The organism is Rhizobium sp. Leaf311 (assembly GCF_001423445.1).
Classification (GTDB): domain Bacteria; phylum Pseudomonadota; class Alphaproteobacteria; order Rhizobiales; family Rhizobiaceae; genus Agrobacterium.
The window spans coordinates 71,805-90,457 of record NZ_LMNZ01000007.1 but is presented as its reverse complement, the minus strand read 5'-3'; the positions used below and the strand labels follow the sequence as shown (position 1 = coordinate 90,457).

At 59.6% G+C, this 18,653-nt stretch carries 17 protein-coding genes; 9 read left to right on the top strand and 8 right to left on the bottom strand.

Translation table 11 applies throughout. The annotated features are described in order from the left end of the window. Positions 1–65: 65 nt before the first annotated feature. The 7 genes from ASF69_RS10825 to ASF69_RS10795 all read left to right on the top strand — a co-directional run bounded on the left by ASF69_RS10825 (position 66) and on the right by ASF69_RS10795 (position 6,294). On the top strand, positions 66–1,088 hold the full coding sequence (locus ASF69_RS10825) for a sugar ABC transporter substrate-binding protein (protein WP_062587351.1): 1,023 nt from the start codon (positions 66–68) through the stop codon (positions 1,086–1,088). 136 nt (positions 1,089–1,224) lie between these two features. Then, entirely contained in the window at positions 1,225–2,289 is a 1,065-nt protein-coding gene (locus ASF69_RS10820; protein WP_062587350.1) for an ABC transporter permease, read from the top strand. After that, positions 2,289–3,080 carry an ATP-binding cassette domain-containing protein gene (locus ASF69_RS10815; RefSeq protein ID WP_062587349.1) on the top strand — a complete coding sequence of 264 codons (792 nt, stop codon included), beginning with the start codon at positions 2,289–2,291 and terminating at the stop codon, positions 3,078–3,080. The genes ASF69_RS10820 and ASF69_RS10815 overlap by 1 nt, the downstream gene beginning before the upstream one ends. Further along, a complete protein-coding gene (locus ASF69_RS10810; protein WP_062587348.1) occupies positions 3,077–3,706 on the top strand; it encodes a nucleoside triphosphate hydrolase in 630 nt (209 codons plus the stop codon). The genes ASF69_RS10815 and ASF69_RS10810 overlap by 4 nt, the downstream gene beginning before the upstream one ends. Before the next feature lie 191 nt (positions 3,707–3,897). Further along, positions 3,898–5,022, top strand: a complete 1,125-nt coding sequence (gene recF / locus ASF69_RS10805; RefSeq protein ID WP_062587347.1) for a DNA replication/repair protein RecF — start codon at positions 3,898–3,900, stop codon at positions 5,020–5,022. A 40-nt stretch (positions 5,023–5,062) separates the two neighbouring features. Beyond that, positions 5,063–5,824 carry a molybdopterin-synthase adenylyltransferase MoeB gene (moeB, locus tag ASF69_RS10800; RefSeq protein ID WP_062587346.1) on the top strand — a complete coding sequence of 254 codons (762 nt, stop codon included), beginning with the start codon at positions 5,063–5,065 and terminating at the stop codon, positions 5,822–5,824. Then, entirely contained in the window at positions 5,821–6,294 is a 474-nt protein-coding gene (locus ASF69_RS10795) for a GNAT family N-acetyltransferase (protein ID WP_062587345.1), read from the top strand. The genes moeB and ASF69_RS10795 overlap by 4 nt, the downstream gene beginning before the upstream one ends. Here the strand turns inward: ASF69_RS10795 and ASF69_RS10790 are convergent, their stop codons facing one another. Next, a complete protein-coding gene (locus tag ASF69_RS10790) occupies positions 6,295–7,299 on the bottom strand; it encodes a D-glycerate dehydrogenase (protein ID WP_062587344.1) in 1,005 nt (334 codons plus the stop codon). Positions 7,300–7,483: 184 nt separating this feature from the next. On the opposite strand from ASF69_RS10790, the gene ASF69_RS10785 reads away from it, so the two are divergent. Then, positions 7,484–8,020, top strand: coding sequence for an SH3 domain-containing protein (locus ASF69_RS10785; RefSeq protein ID WP_062587343.1), 537 nt, complete (start codon positions 7,484–7,486; stop codon positions 8,018–8,020). On the opposite strand, the gene ASF69_RS10780 is transcribed toward ASF69_RS10785, so the two are convergent. Beyond that, on the bottom strand, positions 8,013–9,005 hold the full coding sequence (locus ASF69_RS10780; protein ID WP_062587342.1) for an adenosine kinase: 993 nt from the start codon (positions 9,003–9,005) through the stop codon (positions 8,013–8,015). The genes ASF69_RS10785 and ASF69_RS10780 overlap by 8 nt on opposite strands. 345 nt (positions 9,006–9,350) lie before the next feature. Between ASF69_RS10780 and ASF69_RS10775 the strand changes: the two genes are divergently transcribed. Beyond that, a complete protein-coding gene (locus ASF69_RS10775; protein WP_062587341.1) occupies positions 9,351–10,295 on the top strand; it encodes an AEC family transporter in 945 nt (314 codons plus the stop codon). 22 nt (positions 10,296–10,317) lie between these two features. On the opposite strand, the gene ASF69_RS10770 is transcribed toward ASF69_RS10775, so the two are convergent. The 6 genes from ASF69_RS10770 to infB all read right to left on the bottom strand — a co-directional run bounded on the left by ASF69_RS10770 (position 10,318) and on the right by infB (position 18,612). Beyond that, positions 10,318–11,337, bottom strand: coding sequence for a class I SAM-dependent methyltransferase (locus tag ASF69_RS10770; protein WP_062587340.1), 1,020 nt, complete (start codon positions 11,335–11,337; stop codon positions 10,318–10,320). A 173-nt stretch (positions 11,338–11,510) separates the two neighbouring features. Further along, the gene (gene pnp / locus ASF69_RS10765; protein ID WP_062587339.1) at positions 11,511–13,652 is read right to left on the bottom strand and encodes a polyribonucleotide nucleotidyltransferase; all 2,142 of its coding nucleotides are present in this window, start codon (positions 13,650–13,652) and stop codon (positions 11,511–11,513) included. A 299-nt stretch (positions 13,653–13,951) separates the two neighbouring features. Beyond that, positions 13,952–14,221 carry a 30S ribosomal protein S15 gene (gene rpsO, locus ASF69_RS10760; RefSeq protein ID WP_062587338.1) on the bottom strand — a complete coding sequence of 90 codons (270 nt, stop codon included), beginning with the start codon at positions 14,219–14,221 and terminating at the stop codon, positions 13,952–13,954. A gap of 203 nt (positions 14,222–14,424) precedes the next feature. Next, positions 14,425–15,372, bottom strand: coding sequence for a tRNA pseudouridine(55) synthase TruB (truB, locus tag ASF69_RS10755; RefSeq protein WP_062587337.1), 948 nt, complete (start codon positions 15,370–15,372; stop codon positions 14,425–14,427). A gap of 3 nt (positions 15,373–15,375) precedes the next feature. Then, on the bottom strand, positions 15,376–15,792 hold the full coding sequence (gene rbfA, locus ASF69_RS10750; protein WP_062587336.1) for a 30S ribosome-binding factor RbfA: 417 nt from the start codon (positions 15,790–15,792) through the stop codon (positions 15,376–15,378). Between the two features lie 81 nt (positions 15,793–15,873). Then, positions 15,874–18,612: a translation initiation factor IF-2 gene (gene infB, locus ASF69_RS10745; RefSeq protein ID WP_062587335.1), complete on the bottom strand. Its 2,739-nt coding sequence runs from the start codon at positions 18,610–18,612 to the stop codon at positions 15,874–15,876. Between the last annotated feature and the right edge of the window lie 41 nt (positions 18,613–18,653).

Genomic DNA, 18,653 nt, shown 5'->3' with positions numbered 1-18,653 from the left:
TTGGAGGAGAAGGGCCGCAACAGTCGCTTCAGAAGAAGCACTTGTCTCACCATTGGGAGGACTACATGAAGAGCACCGTTTCCGCCTTTCTCGGCGCGCTTGCGCTTGGCGTTTCTTTCGCATCTGTCGCTTCGGCTGCCGACACATCGGTTTGCCTCATCACCAAGACCGATACCAATCCCTTCTTCGTCAAGATGAAGGAAGGCGCTACCGCCAAGGCCAAGGAAGTCGGCGTTACGCTGAAGTCCTATGCCGGCAAGATCGACGGCGACTCCGAAAGCCAGGTGGCTGCCATCGAATCCTGCATCGCCGATGGCGCAAAGGGTATCCTGATCACCGCATCCGATACCAAGGGCATTGTTCCCACCATCAAGAAGGCACGTGACGCAGGCGTTCTCGTCATCGCTCTCGACACGCCGCTCGACCCGGTCGACGCTGCCGATGCCACATTCGCGACCGACAACCTGCTGGCGGGCAAGCTGATCGGCCAGTGGGCCAAGGGCACCATGGGCGACAAGGCCAAGGATGCCAAGGTCGGCTTCCTCGACCTGACCCCTGACCAGCCGAGCGTCGACGTTCTTCGCGACCAGGGCTTCATGATGGGCTTCGGCATCGACCCCAAGGACGCAACCAAGATTGGCGACGAAGACGACAAGCGCATCGTTGGCCATGACGTGACGAACGGCAATGAAGAAGGCGGCCGCAAGGCCATGGAAAACCTTCTCCAGAAGGACCCGGGCATCAACGTCATCCACACCATCAACGAGCCTGCAGCTGTTGGTGCATACCAGGCGCTGAAGGCCGTCGGCATGGAAAAGAATGTGCTGATCGTCTCGGTTGACGGCGGTTGCCCCGGCGTGAAATCCGTTGAGGAAGGCGTCATCGGCGCGACATCGCAGCAGTACCCGCTGATGATGGCAGCCCTTGGTGTCGAGGCAATCAAGAAGTTTGCCGACACAGGCGAAAAGCCAAAGCCGACTGAAGGCAAGTCCTTCTTCGATACCGGCGTATCGCTCGTAACCGACAAGCCGGTTTCCGGCGTGCCTTCGATCAGCGTCAAGGAAGGCCTTGCCAAGTGCTGGGGTTGATCCCTTCATTGTGATGCATTCATGCGGGTCGGGCTCAATGCCCGGCCCGCGTCGCCCAAAAGACTTCGCTGTCAGATTATCCGGCTAAAAATCGGGCGCCTTGGATGGCTTGGGCTGGCGAGCGGGAGGAGAAACCATGAGCGGAATACAGGAATTTGAGCAGGTGCTCGATGGTAGCGACAAGAACGTCGCTTCTTTCGAACATCAAAAGATTTCACCCTTGAAGCGCGCGCAGCACTTCCTGCACTCGACGCCCGCGGCGGTGCCACTGATCGTGCTGATCCTGTCGATCGCGATCTTCGGCCTGACCATCGGCGGACGCTTCTTTTCATCCTATACATTGACGCTGATCCTCCAGCAGATCGCCGTTGTCGGCATTCTCGGTTCAGCGCAGACACTGATCATCCTGACCGCCGGTATCGACCTTTCGATCGGCGTGGTGATGGTGATTTCCTCCGTCGTCATGGGCAATGTTGCCGTGAATTATGGCCTGCCGAGCGGCGTCGCGGTCCTTGCGGGCTTTGTGGTCGGCGGTCTGTGCGGACTGTTCAACGGCTTCCTTGTCGCCGTGGTCAAGCTGCCTCCGTTCATCGTGACGCTCGGTTCCTGGAACATCGTCATGGCGACGAATTTCATCTATTCGGCCAACCAGACGATCCGCGATGCCGATGTGTCGCAAAACGCGCCTCTGCTGCAGATCTTCGCCACGAATTTCCGTATGGGCAGTGCCATTCTGACCCTTGGCGTGATTGCCATGGTTCTTCTGGTCGCGCTGCTCTGGTACATCCTCAACCACACGGCCTGGGGCCGCCACGTCTACGCCGTTGGCGATGACCCGGAAGCTGCAAAGCTTTCCGGCATTCAGACCCGCAAGGTTCTGTTGAGCGTCTATACGGTCGCAGGCATCATCGCTGCCTTTGCGGCGTGGGTGGCCATCGGTCGTAACGGCTCCATCTCACCCTCCGCAGCCGTGACCGACTATAACCTTCAGGCCATTACCGCGACCGTTATCGGTGGCATCTCGCTCTTCGGCGGACGCGGCTCCATTCTCGGAACCCTGTTCGGCGCCATGCTCGTGGGTGTCGTGTCCATGGGTCTCAACATGCTGGGTGCGGACCCGCAATGGAAGGTCATGCTGACCGGCTGGCTCATCATCGCCGCCGTCGCAATCGACCAGTGGATCAGAAAGGCAGGCGTGTGATGACGGATACCACAAGGCAACCCATTCTTTCCGCCCATGGCCTCGTCAAGCGCTATGGCCGCGTGACTGCCCTCGACAATGCGGATTTCGATCTCTATCCGGGCGAAATCCTTGCCGTCATCGGTGACAATGGTGCGGGCAAGTCCTCTCTGATCAAGGCTCTTTCGGGCGCCATACGCCCGGATGAAGGCGAGATCCGTCTGGAAGGCAAGCCGGTGCAGTTCAAGACGCCGCTCGAAGCCCGCGATGCCGGGATCGAGACCGTCTACCAGAACCTTGCTCTGTCGCCTGCCCTGTCGATCACCGACAACATGTTCCTCGGTCGCGAATTGAGAAAGCCGGGCATCATGGGCTCCGTTTTCCGCAAGCTCGACCACTCCGCCATGGACAAGTTTGCCCGCTCCAAGCTTTCCGAGCTGGGGCTGATGACCATCCAGAACATCAACCAGTCGGTGGAAACCCTCTCCGGCGGCCAGCGTCAGGGCGTGGCCGTGGCACGGGCCGCAGCCTTCGGCTCCAAGGTCGTCATTCTGGATGAACCGACAGCCGCACTGGGCGTCAAGGAAAGCCGGCGCGTGCTGGAGCTTATTCTCGACGTCCGCTCCCGCGGCCTGCCGATCGTGCTGATCTCGCACAACATGCCGCATGTGTTCGAAGTGGCCGACCGTATTCATATCCACCGGCTTGGAAAGCGGCTCTGCGTCATCAATCCGAAGGAATACACCATGTCTGACGCGGTGGCCTTCATGACTGGTGCCAAGGAACCGCCGAGAGAGACGCTCGCCGCATGACGATGACGCTTGATGCGATAGCGGGCGAGATCCTTGCCCGCGCGTCAGACAGTGCCCGCTTCATTATCGGCATTGCCGGTCCCCCTGGGGCCGGCAAATCCACTTTGGCGGATGCATTGCGGGACGAGCTCACACGGCGCGGTGAAAAGGCCGAAGTGCTGCCCATGGACGGGTTCCACATGGATAACGGCATTCTGCAACATCGCGGCCTGTTTGCCCGCAAGGGCGCGCCGGAGACGTTCGACGTGCGCGGTTTCTCAGACATTCTGGCAGCCGTCCGCAGGGCGGATCAGGAGGTGCTGGTGCCGGTCTTTGACCGCTCCCGGGAAATCGCAATTGCCTCGGCCCGCGCCATTGCCGCCGACACACGGTTCATTCTGGCGGAAGGAAACTATCTGCTGCTGAATGAAGAGCCGTGGGCACGGCTGAAAGCGAGCTTCGACTTTACGATCTTCGTTGGTCCATCTTTCGAGGTTCTGGAACAGCGGCTGCGGGACAGGTGGGTCGGTTATGGTCTGGACGAGGCAGCGATCCTTGCCAAGCTCTATGACAATGATCTGCCGAACGGCAAACGCGTGGTGCAGCACTCCGCTGCTGCCGACCTCAGCGTCGATATCTGGCACTAGTTCCTTTTCACACCATCAGGCCGGTCGCACACCTTCTGCAAAGACACCTGCGCCGCGCAGAGGCGCGACGACCGGATTGCGGCGGCACGGTCACGGCCGATGGTGGAAGCGCGCGCGCTTTTTCTCAAAATCCTTTCCGATTTTCGAGCGCATGTTGTAGGTCATGAAACCATGACGATTCTGGATGCGGCATGACTGCCAAGGTTTTCCTCTCCCGGCTGAAACTGAGCGAGTTTCGCAATTATGCGGAGGTTGCCCTGCGCCTTGATGCGCGGCACGTGGTGCTGACCGGCGACAATGGATCAGGCAAGACCAACCTGCTGGAAGCCATCTCCTTCCTGTCTCCGGGCCGCGGCCTACGGCGCGCGACGCTTTCCGATGTAACGCGGGTGGGGGCTGAGGCGGCGGGCTTTTCCATTTTCGCCGAAGTCAATGGTATGGATGGCGAGGTTGCCATCGGCACAGGCCTTGAGGGCGAAGGCGAAACGCTATCGCGCCGTCTGCGGCTGAATGGCACCTCGGTCAAATCCGTCGATGAACTGACCGACCATCTTCGCGTCTTGTGGCTGACGCCGGCCATGGATGGCCTGTTTACCGGCTCCTCCTCAGACCGCCGCCGCTTTCTGGACCGGCTCGTTCTGTCGCTCGACCCCGGCCATGGCCGCAGGGCAAGTGACTTCGAAAAGGCGATGCGCGGCCGCAACCGCCTGCTCTCTGACGGCCGCTTCGATCCGGTCTGGCTGGAGGGTATCGAAAAGCAGATGGCGGAGCTTGGCATTGCCATGGCCGTTGCCCGTCACGAGATGCTGGGGCTTTTGCGAGCGCTGATCGAGAGCCGCAGCAATGATGCGAATTTTCCGACCGCTTCGCTGACGCTTTCCGGCTTTATGGACGGGGAATTTCACCGTCCGGCGGTCGATCTCGAAGACGAGTATCTCGCGACTTTACGCGACAATCGCTACCGCGATGCTGGCGCCGGACGCACGCTGGAAGGGCCGCACCGCGCCGACCTTTTCGTGCGTCACGCGGAAAAGGACATGGATGCAGGCCGCTGCTCCACCGGCGAACAAAAGGCGCTTCTGGTGGGTCTGATCCTCGCCCATGCGCAGCTGACCGCCAATATGACGGGCTATGCGCCGGTGCTGCTGCTGGATGAAATTGCCGCCCATCTGGATGAAGGGCGGCGCGCTGCGCTGTTCGATCTTATCCACGCTCTGGGCGGCCAGAGCTTCATGACCGGGACGGATGCCTCCATGTTTGCGGGTCTGGGAGACCGGGCGCAATTTTTCAATGTTTCCCACGGCAGCGTCGAGTGATAGTGCTTATCGCCTGTTGAGCATGAGCGGAGAATCGACTTTGGATGCCCTGACGCCAGAGGAAATCGAACGTTACAAGCGCCATATCCTGCTGCCGGAAATCGGCGGCACCGGCCAGCAGCGCCTGAAGGCTGCCAAAGTGCTGGTCATTGGCGCTGGCGGGCTTGGCGCACCCGTGCTGTATTATCTGGCGGCGGCGGGTGTCGGCACGCTTGGCATTATCGATGACGATGTGGTCTCGCTCTCCAACCTGCAGCGGCAGGTGATCCACGATACCGGCACCATCGGCGAGCTGAAAACCGAAAGCGCCCGCCGCTCCATCGCACGGCTGAACCCGCATGTGCGCACGATGCATTTCGAGGAGCGCTTCTCCCTCGTCTGGGCGCATGACCATCTGAAGGGCTTCGATCTCGTCATTGATGGCTCCGACAATTTCGACACACGCTATGCCGCGGCGGACGCGGCCGAGGCAGCGAAGGTGCCGCTGGTGACGGGGGCCGTTGGCCGTTTCGATGGGTCCGTGACCGCGCTGAAACCCTATGAAACCGGCCCTGATGGCACATTGCTTCCCCGCTACCGCGATCTTTTCCCCGCCCCGCCGCCTGCGGGCGTCGTGCCATCCTGCGCGGAAACCGGCATTATCGGCGCGCTGACGGGCGTGATCGGCACGATCATGGCGATGGAGGCGATCAAGGTCATCACGCAGACCGGTGAGCCGCTGATCGGGCGACTGCTGCTCTACGATGCGCTGGCAGCCCGTTTTGAAACAGTTCGTTACAAGAGACGCGAAGGGAAAAGATGATCGAGATTCGCCGTATTGATAAAGACTTTAAACAATTCGAAGACCTGCTGGCACTGATATTATCTGCATTTTCTTATATGGACGGGGTTATCGATCCCCCCTCATCTGCGCACCGGCTGACGCTGGACAATCTGGCGCAGAAAGCCAGAGACGAGATTGCCTTTGTCGCGCTTGTTGGCGACGATCTGGCGGGATGTATTTTTTGCAGGCCGGAGGCGTCATGCCTTTACATCGGCAAGCTCGCCGTCTCGCCCTCTTCGCAGGGCAAGGGTGTGGGCTTTGCCCTGCTGCAAAAGGCAGAGGAGCTTGCCGGCACTCTGGGTCTTGCGACGCTTCGTCTGGAAACGCGGATCGAGCTTACGGGCAACCATCGCCGGTTTTCTGCCTGGGGCTTTTCAAAGACGGCGGAAAACTCCCATCCCGGCTTCACGCGCGTGACCTCCATCGAGATGATGAAGCGCCTCGCCTGATCAGCTCCTGCCGGGCAGCACCCGGTTGGGCGGGCGGTGGCCGTCATAGAAGGCGCGGATATTGATGATGACCTTGTCGCCCATATCGATCCGGCCTTCGATGGTTGCCGAACTCATATGCGGCAGGAGGACGACCTTACCCTCCTTGGCCAGCTTGATGAGCTTGGGGTTCACCACCGGCTCGTTTTCGAAGACGTCCAGACCTGCGCCCGCGATCTTGCCATCCATCAGGCAACGGATCAGCGCTGCCTCATCGATGATATCGCCACGCGCGGTGTTGACGATGTAGCTCGTGGGCTGCATCAGCGCCAGGTGACGGGCGGAAATGAGGTGATAGGTCGCGGGCGTCGAGGGGCAGTTGACCGAGACGATATCGACACGGGCCAGCATCTGGTCGAGGCTATCCCAATAGGTCGCCTCCAGCTCCGCCTCGGTGGCCGGATTGACGCGCTTGCGGTTATGATAATGGATCGACAGGCCGAAGGCCTTGGCGCGACGGGCAACGGCGGTGCCGATGCGGCCCATGCCGACGATGCCGATGCGCTTGCCCGACAGACGCCGTCCCAGCATCCATGTGGGCGACCAGCCGCGCCATTCGTCCGAACCATTGGCCAGCACCCGCGTGCCCTCCACCAGCCGCCGTGGAACGGCCAGAACAAGGGCCATGGTCATGTCGGCGCTGTCTTCGGTCAGAACATTTGGCGTGTTGGTGACGGTGATGCCCTTGCGGGCCGCCGCATCCACATCGATATGGTCTATGCCGTTTGAAAATCCGGCAATCAGCTTCAATTGCGGGCCTGCCTGCTCGATCATGTCAGCCGTAATTCGATCGGTCACGGTTGGCACCAGCACATCCACCCGCTGCATGGCGCCGACAAGTTCGGCAGTCGTTCGGGGAGCGTCCTCTATGTTGAGTTCCGCATCGAACAGCTCGCGCATACGGGTTTCGACCAGATCCGGCAGTTTGCGTGTCAAATAGACGGTCGGTCTCTTCTTATTCGTCATTGTCAGCAGGCACCTTGTTCAGAGGTCGTTAACCAAAAAGAGCGATAATTTCCTTCACCAGGGGCGTTTCTACCAGACCCGCCGGCGAAGACAAACAAATCTCGCATGTTGTCGTCATCGACTTCGGAAATGGTAGGCCTGACTGCCGCCTCAACTACCAAACCGCAAGGAAACGGAAACCGACATGCGTAGCATTGTTTCTATTGTCTGCATTGCATTGTCGCTGGGTTTTCTCAACGCCGCAAGCGTACCGGCGCTTGCGCAGGGCGCCGCCAAGGGTGCCAGCGGCCTGCCATTGCCACGCTTCGTCAGCCTGAAATCAAAGCGCGTCAACATGCGTATCGGCCCCAGCACCGATTACGCGGTGTCCTGGATGTACATGAAATCGGGAATGCCGGTGGAAATCATCCAGGAATATGAGAACTGGCGGCGCATCCGTGATGCCGATGGCACGGAAGGCTGGGTCAACCAGGCACTGCTCTCGGGTGAAAGAACCGCCGTGGCGGCCCCGTGGATGCGCGGCAAGGGCAAGGATGTCTATGTCAACATGCGCCGCGAGGCACAGTCCGGAGCGCCCGTTGTGGCGAAACTTGAGCCGGGCGTTCAGATCGGCATCGGTGAGTGCAATGGCGACTGGTGCAAGGCCCAGGCCGGTCAGGTGACCGGCTGGGTTTCTCAAAGCGAGATCTGGGGCGCCTATCCCGGCGAGGCGTTCAAATAAGGCCGTGCTTCTTCGCAAGCGCCTGCAGCGATGACATGGGGCGCGGCCCAACCTGCTGAATGACAGCGGCCGCCGCAAGGCATCCAAGCTTGCCGGACTCTTCCAGAGAACGGCCCTGCGTATATCCATACAGGAAACCTGACGCGAAAAGGTCTCCCGCTCCCGTCGTGTCGACGACATCGTGGACGGGATAGGCATCGACCTTGACCCGCTCCGAACCACGAAGGATCGTTGCGCCCTCTTCGCTCATCGTGACCGCCGCAAGCTTGCAGTCTGCGGCAATTTTCGTCAAAGCCAGCTCGAAATCGTCCGTCTCGTACAGCGAGAGCGCTTCCTGCTTGTTGGCGAAAACGATATCGACGGTACCGGAGCGCATCAGCTCCAGAAATTCCTCGCGGTAACGACCGACGCAGAAGCTGTCTGAGAGCGTCATGGACACTTCGCGGCCGTTTTCATGGGCAATGCGGGCGCAATCGCGGATCGCATCCTTGGCGCGCGGCGGGTCCCACAGATAGCCTTCGAAATAGGTCACTTTCGATTCCGCAACGACGGCAGGCTCGACATCTTCAGGACCCAGTTCCACGCAGGCACCCAGATAGGTGTTCATCGAACGCTCGCCATCTTCGGTAACGAAGATCATCGAGCGGGCCGTTGGCGGAAATGTGCCGCGTGGTGCCGTTTCGAAATGGACGCCCTGGGCGCGGATATCGTGCTGGAAAATCTCGCCCAGCTGATCTTCTGCCACCTTGCCGAAATAGGCGGCGCGTCCGCCGAAATTGGCAATGCCCGCTGCCGTATTGCCAGCGCTTCCGCCGGATGCTTCCAGAGCCGGGCCCATCAGCGAATAGAGCAGCTCGGCGCGCTCGGCGTCGATCAGGTTCATGGCGCCCTTGGTAATGGCGTTGTCGGTGAGAAAGCGATCATCGCAGCGGGAGATGATGTCCACGATGGCATTGCCAACGGTCAGTACGTCGAATTTTGTCATGAGCCTCTTGTCCGAACCGCATCGACGGATGCGTTATCCGGAACTCGGTCTTAAAGATTTCTGCGACTAAGAAAAGCCAAAACCGCGCCGTGACGGGCGCTGACAACACTTCTGACGTGAAAAATACACGTCATGTGCCTGTCACGAAGCCTTGCTATAGAATGCGCATCGCTTCGTCACGGATGTACTGACGCAGTGAGCGGATCAAGGCGGGGGCGACCCCGCTTTTTTCTTGTCCGGTCAAGCCTGCTGCAATTTCCTGACCTGCAGCAAATTAGTTTGTTTGAGCGGCGCATATGCTTTAGACCGGAAGCCTCTTCAGGCTCCGCGAAAGTCCTTTCCGTAATGTATGCTGTCGCCGTTAATGTCGCGCCGATCTTTCTTCTCATCCTCATTGGCTGGATGACGGTGAAGGTCAAGCTGTTCAAGGCGGAGGCGGGCGATGTCCTCAGCGACTTCGTCTTCAAGATTGCAGTTCCGGCATTGATTTTCCGCACGCTTGCGACAGCCGATTTCCACGGCGCCTCGCCATTCAAGCTCTGGCTCACCTATTTCACCGGGGTCGCGATAACCTGGGCGGCGGGCCAACTCGTGACGCGGCACGTGTTCAAACAGGAATTGCGGATCGGTGTGATCGCCGGCATATCGTCGGCATTTGCCAACAACATCTTCATCGGGCTTCCCTTGGTCGGTCGCTCTGTTGGCAGCGATGGAATCGTTGCCATTTCCATTCTGCTTGCGGTCCACCTTCCCATCATGATGATCGCCGGAACCATTCTCATGGAGAATGCATCACACAAGGTCACTGGTGGTGAAAAGCGCGGGACGCTTGCCGTGCTTCGTCAGGTCGGGCGCAATCTGGTGCAGAACCCGCTGGTCATTGCGGTCGTTCTGGGTCTCTGCTTCAACCTGTCCGGATTGCCCATGCCACTGGTGATGATGACAGTCATCGATCAGATATCTGCGATTGCCGGGCCGACCGCCCTGATTTCCCTCGGCATGGCCCTGACCAAATATCCTATTCGGGGCAACCTGCGCATTGCTGTCACGATGACAGCCTTCAAGCTCATCCTGTTGCCAGCCTGCGTATGGGTCGCTGCCCATGCCCTTGGCCTTAGCCCGGCATGGACCGCCGCGCTTGTCCTGACCTCATGCGTACCGACGGGCATCAATTCTTGGCTGCTGGCCAACCGTTTTGGCATAGGCCACAGCGTTGCTGCATCCACGATCAGCATTTCGACGCTGTTCGGCGTGCTGACCGTTTCCGCATGGGCATGGTTGCTGAGTTAGTCTGCGTAGACCGTAAAACCCATCACTTCTGCGCGCTTAGAATCTTGAAGCGGGAGTTGCGGCAGACTTCTTCGCTCTTGCGGAACTCGCTCGACAGAACCGTCTCATAGGGAAGACCGCGATTGGCGACCATCAGCAGCTTGCCGCCGCTGCGAAGCGCCGTTGCCGCCGTCTTGATCAGCGCCTGACCGAGCGCAGGCTCTGCGGCCTGTCCACCCGCATGGAAGGGCGGGTTCATGATGATGAGATCGTATTTTTCCTTCGGCGGCTCTGCGGCCAGATCCTGCCAGAAAAAGCGGGTCGTCAGGCGCGGGCAGTTTTCCAGAAGATTGGTCTTGGCAAATTCCAGCGCGTTCCAGTCGGCCTCAAAAAGGTCGATACGAGCGGTGCGCGGAGATTTTTCGGCCAACATGATGGAGAGGTAGCCCCAGCCAGCGCCGAAATCCGCGGCATTGCCATCGAAATCCGTGGGCAGGCGCGAGGCCAGAAGTTCGGAACCACCATCGATGCGATCATGCGAGAACATGCCCGGCATGGCAGTGAAGCGCCGCTCGATGGTGACGGCTTCCTGCTTGAGCTTGGAAACGGCAGTGGAGACATCTTCGGGACGTCCGAACCAGATCGCAACGCCATGATATTTCGGTGTCGATTCAGCCTCGATGCCGAGCTTTGACAGCGTCTTGCGCAGCGTGACGATGCCGTCTTCCTTGGAACCGGCAGCGACGATCAGGCCGCCAGCCTTGACGCGGGTCAGCGCTTCCGCAAGGCGGTTTTCATTTTCTCCGCGATGCTTGCCGCACAGGATAAGGGCCGCATCATAGTCTTCGCCGGAGAGGTCAGGCGTGACCTCTGATCCTTGCGCCTGCAATGCGCGGTAAAGCGGGCGCAGGTTCTGCACCGAGACGATCTCTGCGTCGAAACCATCCAGACGCGGGGCGCCGGCTTCCGCACCCAGAAACAGGACACGCTCGCCTGCCTTGGGCGCAGCCAGCATATCTGCGGCAAAGGGGTGGAACAGGGTTTTGACAGCGTCACGGCTCATCGGAGCATCCTTCGGAGCATGTCCGGCGATAGCGCGAGGCGCTTTGGCGTACGGACCATGCGTTAAAACAGACATCGAGCGTTTGTGTGCTTTCTGGAAGCCGGCACGCTCTAACAATAGAAAAAAGGCGCGGGTAAAATCCCGCGCCTCAGTAGGGTCTAGCGCAGGCGGCCTTATTCGGCAGCTTCGCCTTCGCTCTTCTTTTCAGCAGCCACTTCCTTGCCGGTTGTCTGGTCGACAACCTTCATGGACAGGCGAACCTTGCCGCGCTCATCGAAGCCCATCAGCTTGACCCAAACCTTGTCGCCTTCCTTGACGACGTCGGAGGTCTTGGCAACGCGCTCGGAAGCCAGCTGCGAGATGTGAACGAGGCCGTCACGGGCGCCGAAGAAGTTGACGAATGCGCCGAAGTCGGCGGTCTTGACGACCGTGCCTTCGTAGATCTGGCCAACTTCAGGCTCGGCAACGATGGAGTGAATCCACTTGCGAGCGGCTTCGATTTCCTTGCCCGAGGACGAGGCGATCTTGACGGTGCCGTCATCTTCGATGTTGATCTTCGCACCGGTCTTTTCGACGATTTCGCGGATGACCTTGCCGCCGGAGCCGATGACTTCACGGATCTTGTCGACCGGGATGTTCATGACTTCGATGCGTGGTGCGAACTCGCCGAGCTGGCCACGGCTTTCCGTGATGGCATTAGCCATCTCGTTGAGGATGTGCTTGCGTCCACCCTGAGCCTGTTCCAGAGCGACCTTCATGATCTCTTCGGTGATACCGGCGATCTTGATGTCCATCTGAAGCGAGGTGATGCCGTCAGCTGTACCGGCAACCTTGAAGTCCATGTCGCCGAGGTGATCTTCATCGCCAAGGATATCAGACAGAACGGCAAAGCGTTCGCCTTCAAGGATGAGGCCCATGGCGATACCGGCAACCGGCTTTGCCAGAGGAACGCCTGCGTCCATCAGAGCAAGCGAGGTGCCGCAGACGGTTGCCATGGAGGACGAACCGTTGGATTCGGTGATCTCGGAGACGACGCGCAGCGTGTATGGGAACTGCTCAGGCGTTGGCAGCATCGGGCGGATTGCGCGCCATGCCAGCTTGCCGTGACCGATTTCGCGGCGGCCCGGGGAGCCCATGCGGCCTGTTTCACCAACCGAGTAGGGAGGGAAGTTGTAATGCAGAAGGAAGCGTTCCTTGTACATGCCCGTGAGGCTGTCGACATACTGCTCGTCTTCACCGGTGCCGAGCGTGGCAACGACGATGGCCTGGGTTTCGCCGCGCGTGAACAGCGCCGAGCCGTGCGTGCGTGGCAGAAGGCCAACTTCGGAGATGATCGGACGAACGGTGGACAGATCGCGGCCGTCGATGCGGCTCTTGGTGTCCAGAATGTTCCAGCGAACGATCTTCGCCTGCAGGTGCTTGAAGGTCGCGCCGATTTCTTCAGCGGTGTACTTGGCTTCGCCATCTTCCGGCAGGAAGTGAGCCTTGACCTTGGCCTTTACGGCGTCAACCGCGTTGTAGCGGGCAGCCTTTTCGGTGATCTTGTAAGCGTCGCGCAGTTCAGCTTCGGCGATGCCGAGCATTTCAGCTTCGAGAGCGGAGAAATCTTCCGGTTCGAATTCGCGTGGCTCCTTGGCGGCAACTTCAGCGAGCTTGATGATCGCGTCGATGACCGGCTGGAAACCGCGGTGACCGAACATGACGGCACCGAGCATGATTTCTTCGTTGAGTTCCTTGGCTTCGGACTCAACCATCAGAACGGCGTCCTGCGTACCGGCAACGACGAGGTCGAGAACCGATTCGTCCATCTCGTCGAGATGCGGGTTCAGAACATATTCGCCGTTGATGTAGCCGACGCGTGCACCACCGACCGGGCCCATGAAAGGAACGCCGGACAGTGTCAGCGCAGCCGAAGCGGCAACCATCGACAGAACGTCAGGGTTGTTTTCCAGATCGTGCTGAATGACGGTGACGACAACCTGCGTGTCGTTCTTGTAGCCTTCAGGGAACAGCGGGCGGATCGGACGGTCGATCAGACGCGAAACCAGCGTTTCGTTTTCAGAAGGACGGCCTTCGCGCTTGAAGTAACCACCGGGGATCTTGCCGGCGGCATAGGTCTTTTCCTGGTAGTTGACGGTCAGCGGGAAGAAGTCCTGACCGGGCTTCGGTGCCTTTGCGGAAACGACGGTGGCCAGAACCATGGTCTCGCCATAGGTGGCGATGACGGCGCCGTCAGCCTGACGGGCAACCTTGCCCGTTTCAAGCTTGAGCGGGCGGCCTGCCCATTCGATTTCCACGGAATGTTGATTGAACATATCTTGTCCTCAAATATCGTCCCGGTTTTCAAAACGAAAACGCGGGAACAGAACGTATCACGGGCAAGACAGCGGGAGGCTCCAGCACATGTTCCCTTAAAACACGACAACACCGCAGTGTTGTTAAAGCATCCGGCAATCCTGCCCCATGACAGGTCATCGGTTATATCAGACGGCACCGGCCCATCCGGCCCGTCTCTCATTGTTGGCGTCACTTGGACTGCCAATAGTCTATTCCAGCATGTGGCCGGAAGAAAACCGGCGGGAATTTCTTTAAAAACCCCGCCGGAATTGCAATTTTAGCGGCGAATGCCGAGGGCACCGATCAACTTGGTGTAACGGCCTTCGTCCTTCTTCTTCAGATAGTCGAGAAGCGAACGGCGGCTGGAAACCAGGGTCAGAAGGCCACGACGCGAGTGGTTGTCCTTCTTGTGATCCTTGAAGTGGCCCGTCAGGTTATTGATCCGTTCGGTCAAAATTGCGACCTGAACTTCCGGCGAACCGGTATCACCTTCCTTGGTGGCATATTCCTTGATAAGGGCGGCTTTGCGCTCTGCAGTAATCGACATCGGACGATCCTTTCTATTTTAAGGAAAAACGGGACGCCAAGCGCCGGGATGTCGTCCAGCACTGGCCATGTATTAGCGCGGGCTCTGCCCAAGCTGCCGCTGCCTATAAACCAATTGGCCCATAAAGGAAAGAGGCGATTGCCACCGCCTCTCTTGCTCCATCCGCCAAAAGAGCGCCGGAATATCGTTGTCTTCGACCTGTTTTAGCCGAAAACGCGCTTGGGACGGAACTCGCCTTCCGCAATCTCGCCGATGGCTATCAACCTGCCGCGGGCGGTGGCATAGGCATCGCTTTCCTGGGTGGGCGCATCACGCCCGCGCAGAAGGATAGGGTTGCCCATTTTCAGGCGATGGGCTTGGTCATCATTGATGATGAGGTGCGGAAGCGACGACAGGGCTTCCGACGTATCGATGAGATAGGCATCCAGCGCCGCCAGACGCTCATCGCGATCTTCGATGGCCTCGAATTCGACCAGCTTTGCAAGCGGCACCATTGCATCTTCCGAAAACGGCGCGACCATGGAGCGGCGCAGCTGCGAAATAAAGCCGTAGCAGCCGAGATCGCGGCCCATGTCACGGGCAAGAGCACGGACATAGGTGCCCTTGCCGCATTCCACTTCGAAATGCGCGGTGTTTTCATCCGGGCAGGCAATCAGGGTGATGCGATGAATTTCGACTTCACGGGCCGGAATCTCCACCTCCTCGCCGCCACGGGCAATATCATAGGCCCGCTCACCGCCGATCTTGATGGCCGAGAACTGCGGCGGGATCTGCATGATCGTGCCGGTATAGTTCGGCAGGAGATCACGGATCGCCTGTTCATCCGGGCGGTTTGAGGAGGTGTTGAGAACCTCGCCTTCCATGTCGTCGGTGGTGCGCTCTTCACCCCAGGTGACGGCAAATTCATAGATCTTGCGCCCGTCCATAACATAGGGAACGGTCTTGGTGGCATCGCCCAGCGCAATCGGCAACATGCCTGACGCAAGCGGATCAAGCGTACCGGCGTGACCGGCCTTCTGGGCGTTGAAAAGCCACTTGATCTTGGAAACGGCTTCGGTGGAGCCGAAGTCGAAGGGCTTGTCGAGAATGAGCCAGCCGGAAATCGGCCGGCCCTTGGGCTTACGGTTCTGCTGTTTGCGTGGTTTGGACATGCTTCAGTTCTGTTCGTCGTCTTTTTCGTTTGAAGGTCCCAGATCGCGCTGCACCTCCGGCGAGCGCAGCAGCGCGTCGATCTTCTTGTAATTGTCGAAGCTCGTATCGTCGCGGAAGCGGAGTTCCGGCACATATTTCATCTGCCGCAGATGGGGCCCAAGGCGGCCGCGCAGATATTTCGCGTGGCGGTTCAGCGCAGCAATCGTGTCGGTATGATCGGAAACGCCAAGCGGCGTCACGTAGGCGGTCGCGATCTTCAGATCGGGCGACATGCGCACCTCGGAAATGGAAATCACCGTCTTCTCGATCAGATCGTCACGGACTTCGCCGCGTTGCAAAATCTGGGTCACCGCAGCGCGCACCTGCTCGCCAACACGCAGCATGCGTTGCGAAGGCGCGGATGATGTTGCTTTTACCATAGTGTCATTGCCTCAAACAGAGCGAGCGCCGGTCAGTATAAGCCGGCGCCCGACAGTTCTATTTTCGTTGTGGCGAAACGCTTAGAGCGTTCTGGTGATGTGCTCTACGCGGAAGCACTCGATAGTGTCGCCAGCGCGGATGTCTTCGTAATTCTCGAACGCCATACCGCACTCCTGACCGACTGGCACTTCGGAGACTTCGTCCTTGAAGCGCTTGAGCGTCTTGAGCTTGCCTTCGTGGATGACGACATTGTCGCGCACCAGACGAACGCCTGCACCACGTTCCACCTTGCCTTCGACCACACGGCAACCGGCAACCTTGCCGACCTTGGTGATGTTGAAGACTTCCAGGATTTCCGCGTTGCCGAGGAAGGTTTCGCGACGTTCCGGAGACAGGAGGCCCGACATCGCAGACTTCACGTCATCCACCAGATCGTAGATGATGTTGTAGTAGCGAATTTCGATACCAGCCCGCTCGGCAGCGGTACGAGCCTGTGCATTGGCACGAACGTTGAAGCCGATGATGGCTGCGTTCGATGCTTCCGCAAGCGAGATATCCGACTCGGTGATACCACCGGCACCCGAATGGATGATGCGTGCGCGGACTTCGTCCGTACCCAGCTTTTCCAATGCACCGGCAATGGCTTCGATAGAGCCCTGCACGTCGCCCTTGATGAGCAGCGGGAAGTCCTTGCGACCGGAGGTCTGTAGCTGGCTCATCATCTGTTCCAGCGAACCGCGCTGGCCAGTCTGACGTGCCACGGCCTTGTCACGGGCCAGACGCTGACGGTACTCGGAAATCTCGCGGGCACGGCTTTCATTTTCGACGACCGCGAAGCGATCACCGGCAGATGGCGTACCCGAAAGGCCGAGAACCTCGACCGGCATGGCCGGACCGGCTTCCTTGACGTGGTCACCCTTGTCGTTGACGAGCGCGCGCACACGGCCCCACTGGTCGCCGGCCACGATGATCTGGCCCGGACGCAGAGTGCCCTTCTGGACGAGAACCGTTGCAACGGCACCGCGACCGCGATCGAGCTGCGCTTCGATGACCGTGCCTTCCGCAGTGCGGTTGACATTGGCCTTCAGGTCGAGAATTTCGGCCTGGAGCAGAACGGCTTCGAGCAGCTTGTCGAGGTTGAGCTTGTTCTTGGCAGAGACTTCGACATCAAGAACTTCACCACCCATGGATTCCACGAAGACTTCGTGCTGCAGAAGCTGCTGGCGAACCTTTTCGGGGTTTGCCTCGTGCTTGTCGATCTTGTTGATCGCCACGATGATCGGCACATTGGCCGCCTTGGCGTGGTTGATCGATTCAATCGTCTGCGGCATCACGCTGTCGTCAGCGGCGACAACCAGAATGGCGATGTCGGTTGCCTGTGCACCACGAGCACGCATGGCCGTAAAGGCGGCGTGGCCGGGGGTGTCGATGAAGGTGATCTTGTGACCGTTCTTCTCGACCTGATAGGCACCGATATGCTGGGTGATGCCACCGGCTTCACCCGAGACAACGCTGGTCTGGCGGATGGCGTCGAGCAGCGATGTCTTGCCGTGGTCGACGTGACCCATGATGGTAACGACAGGAGGACGCGACACGAGTTCGCCGCCATCGTCGTCGGAGATGTTGAAGATGCCTTCTTCGACGTCGGATTCGGAAACACGCTTGACGGTGTGGCCGAATTCGCCAGCGATCAGTTCAGCCAGATCGGCGTCGATGACGTCGCCCGGCTTCATCATCTGGCCTTCCTTCATCAGATACTTGATCACATCGACAGCCCGTTCGGACATACGCTGCGACAGTTCCTGAATGGTGATGGTCTCAGGCAGGATGACTTCGCGCATGACCTTTTCGCGGGTTTCCTGCATCTGGCCACGACGGAATTTTTCCTGACGACGGCGCATGGCGGAAAGCGAACGGCCACGTGGGCTGCCATCTTCCTCAAGGTTGGATGTGACGGTGAGCTTGCCACGGCGACGCTCTTCTTCCGTCTTCAGACGGGCAGCAGGCTTTGCCGGTGCGGGTGCCGCGACCTTGCCGCGAACCGGCAGGTTGCCACGGCGTGGACCGCGATCGTCATCATCATCCTTTTCGACGCGGCGAGCGCCTGGAGCACCACGAGCCGGGAGCGGCAGGGGAGCGGCTGGCGTTGGCGCAGCTGTGCGGGTCGTTGACTGCGGACGTCCATCCTGGCGGGCAGGCTGGGCAGCAGCGGCAGCGGCAGGTCTTTCAACCGGACGCTCGACCTTTTCTTCCGTCTGCGGCTGGGAAGCAGCGAGCTTTGCAGCTTCGGCCTCTTCCTTCGCGCGGCGTTCTGCTTCTGCCTTTTCTGCGGCAAGGCGCGCTTCTTCTTCTACCTTGCGACGGGCTTCGTCTTCAGCGCGCTGCTTGGCTTCGATGATGTCGCGGGCCTGCGCTTCTGCGAGCGCACGGCGGCGGGCATCCATCTCACCGGCAGACAGATCGTGCAGCACGTTTCCGCGCGGACGCTCAGGCTGGCGAGGTTGCTGCTGCGATGGCTGCTGACGCTGCTGGTTGCCGGACTGGTGGACGCGCTGCTGTGGCTGCTGCGGACGTGCAGCAGCAGGCGCGGCGGCGGCAGCAGGTGCCGCCGGGCGTGGCTGTGGTGTAATCGGCGTTACAACATGCTTTTCGTCTTCAGGACGCAAGGGACGGCGCTTGCGTGTTTCCACCACAACCGCGTTCGTGCGACCTCGACCCATATCTTGACGCACAGTCCCCTGAGACGCTCCACCCGGCTTGAGGGTGAGGGTCTTCTTGGCTGGTGCGTTGAGTGTCTTGTCGTCGTTGTTATCGGTCATTCCGTTCCCGTTCCTTCAGACGAGAGCCGGATGACGTCACC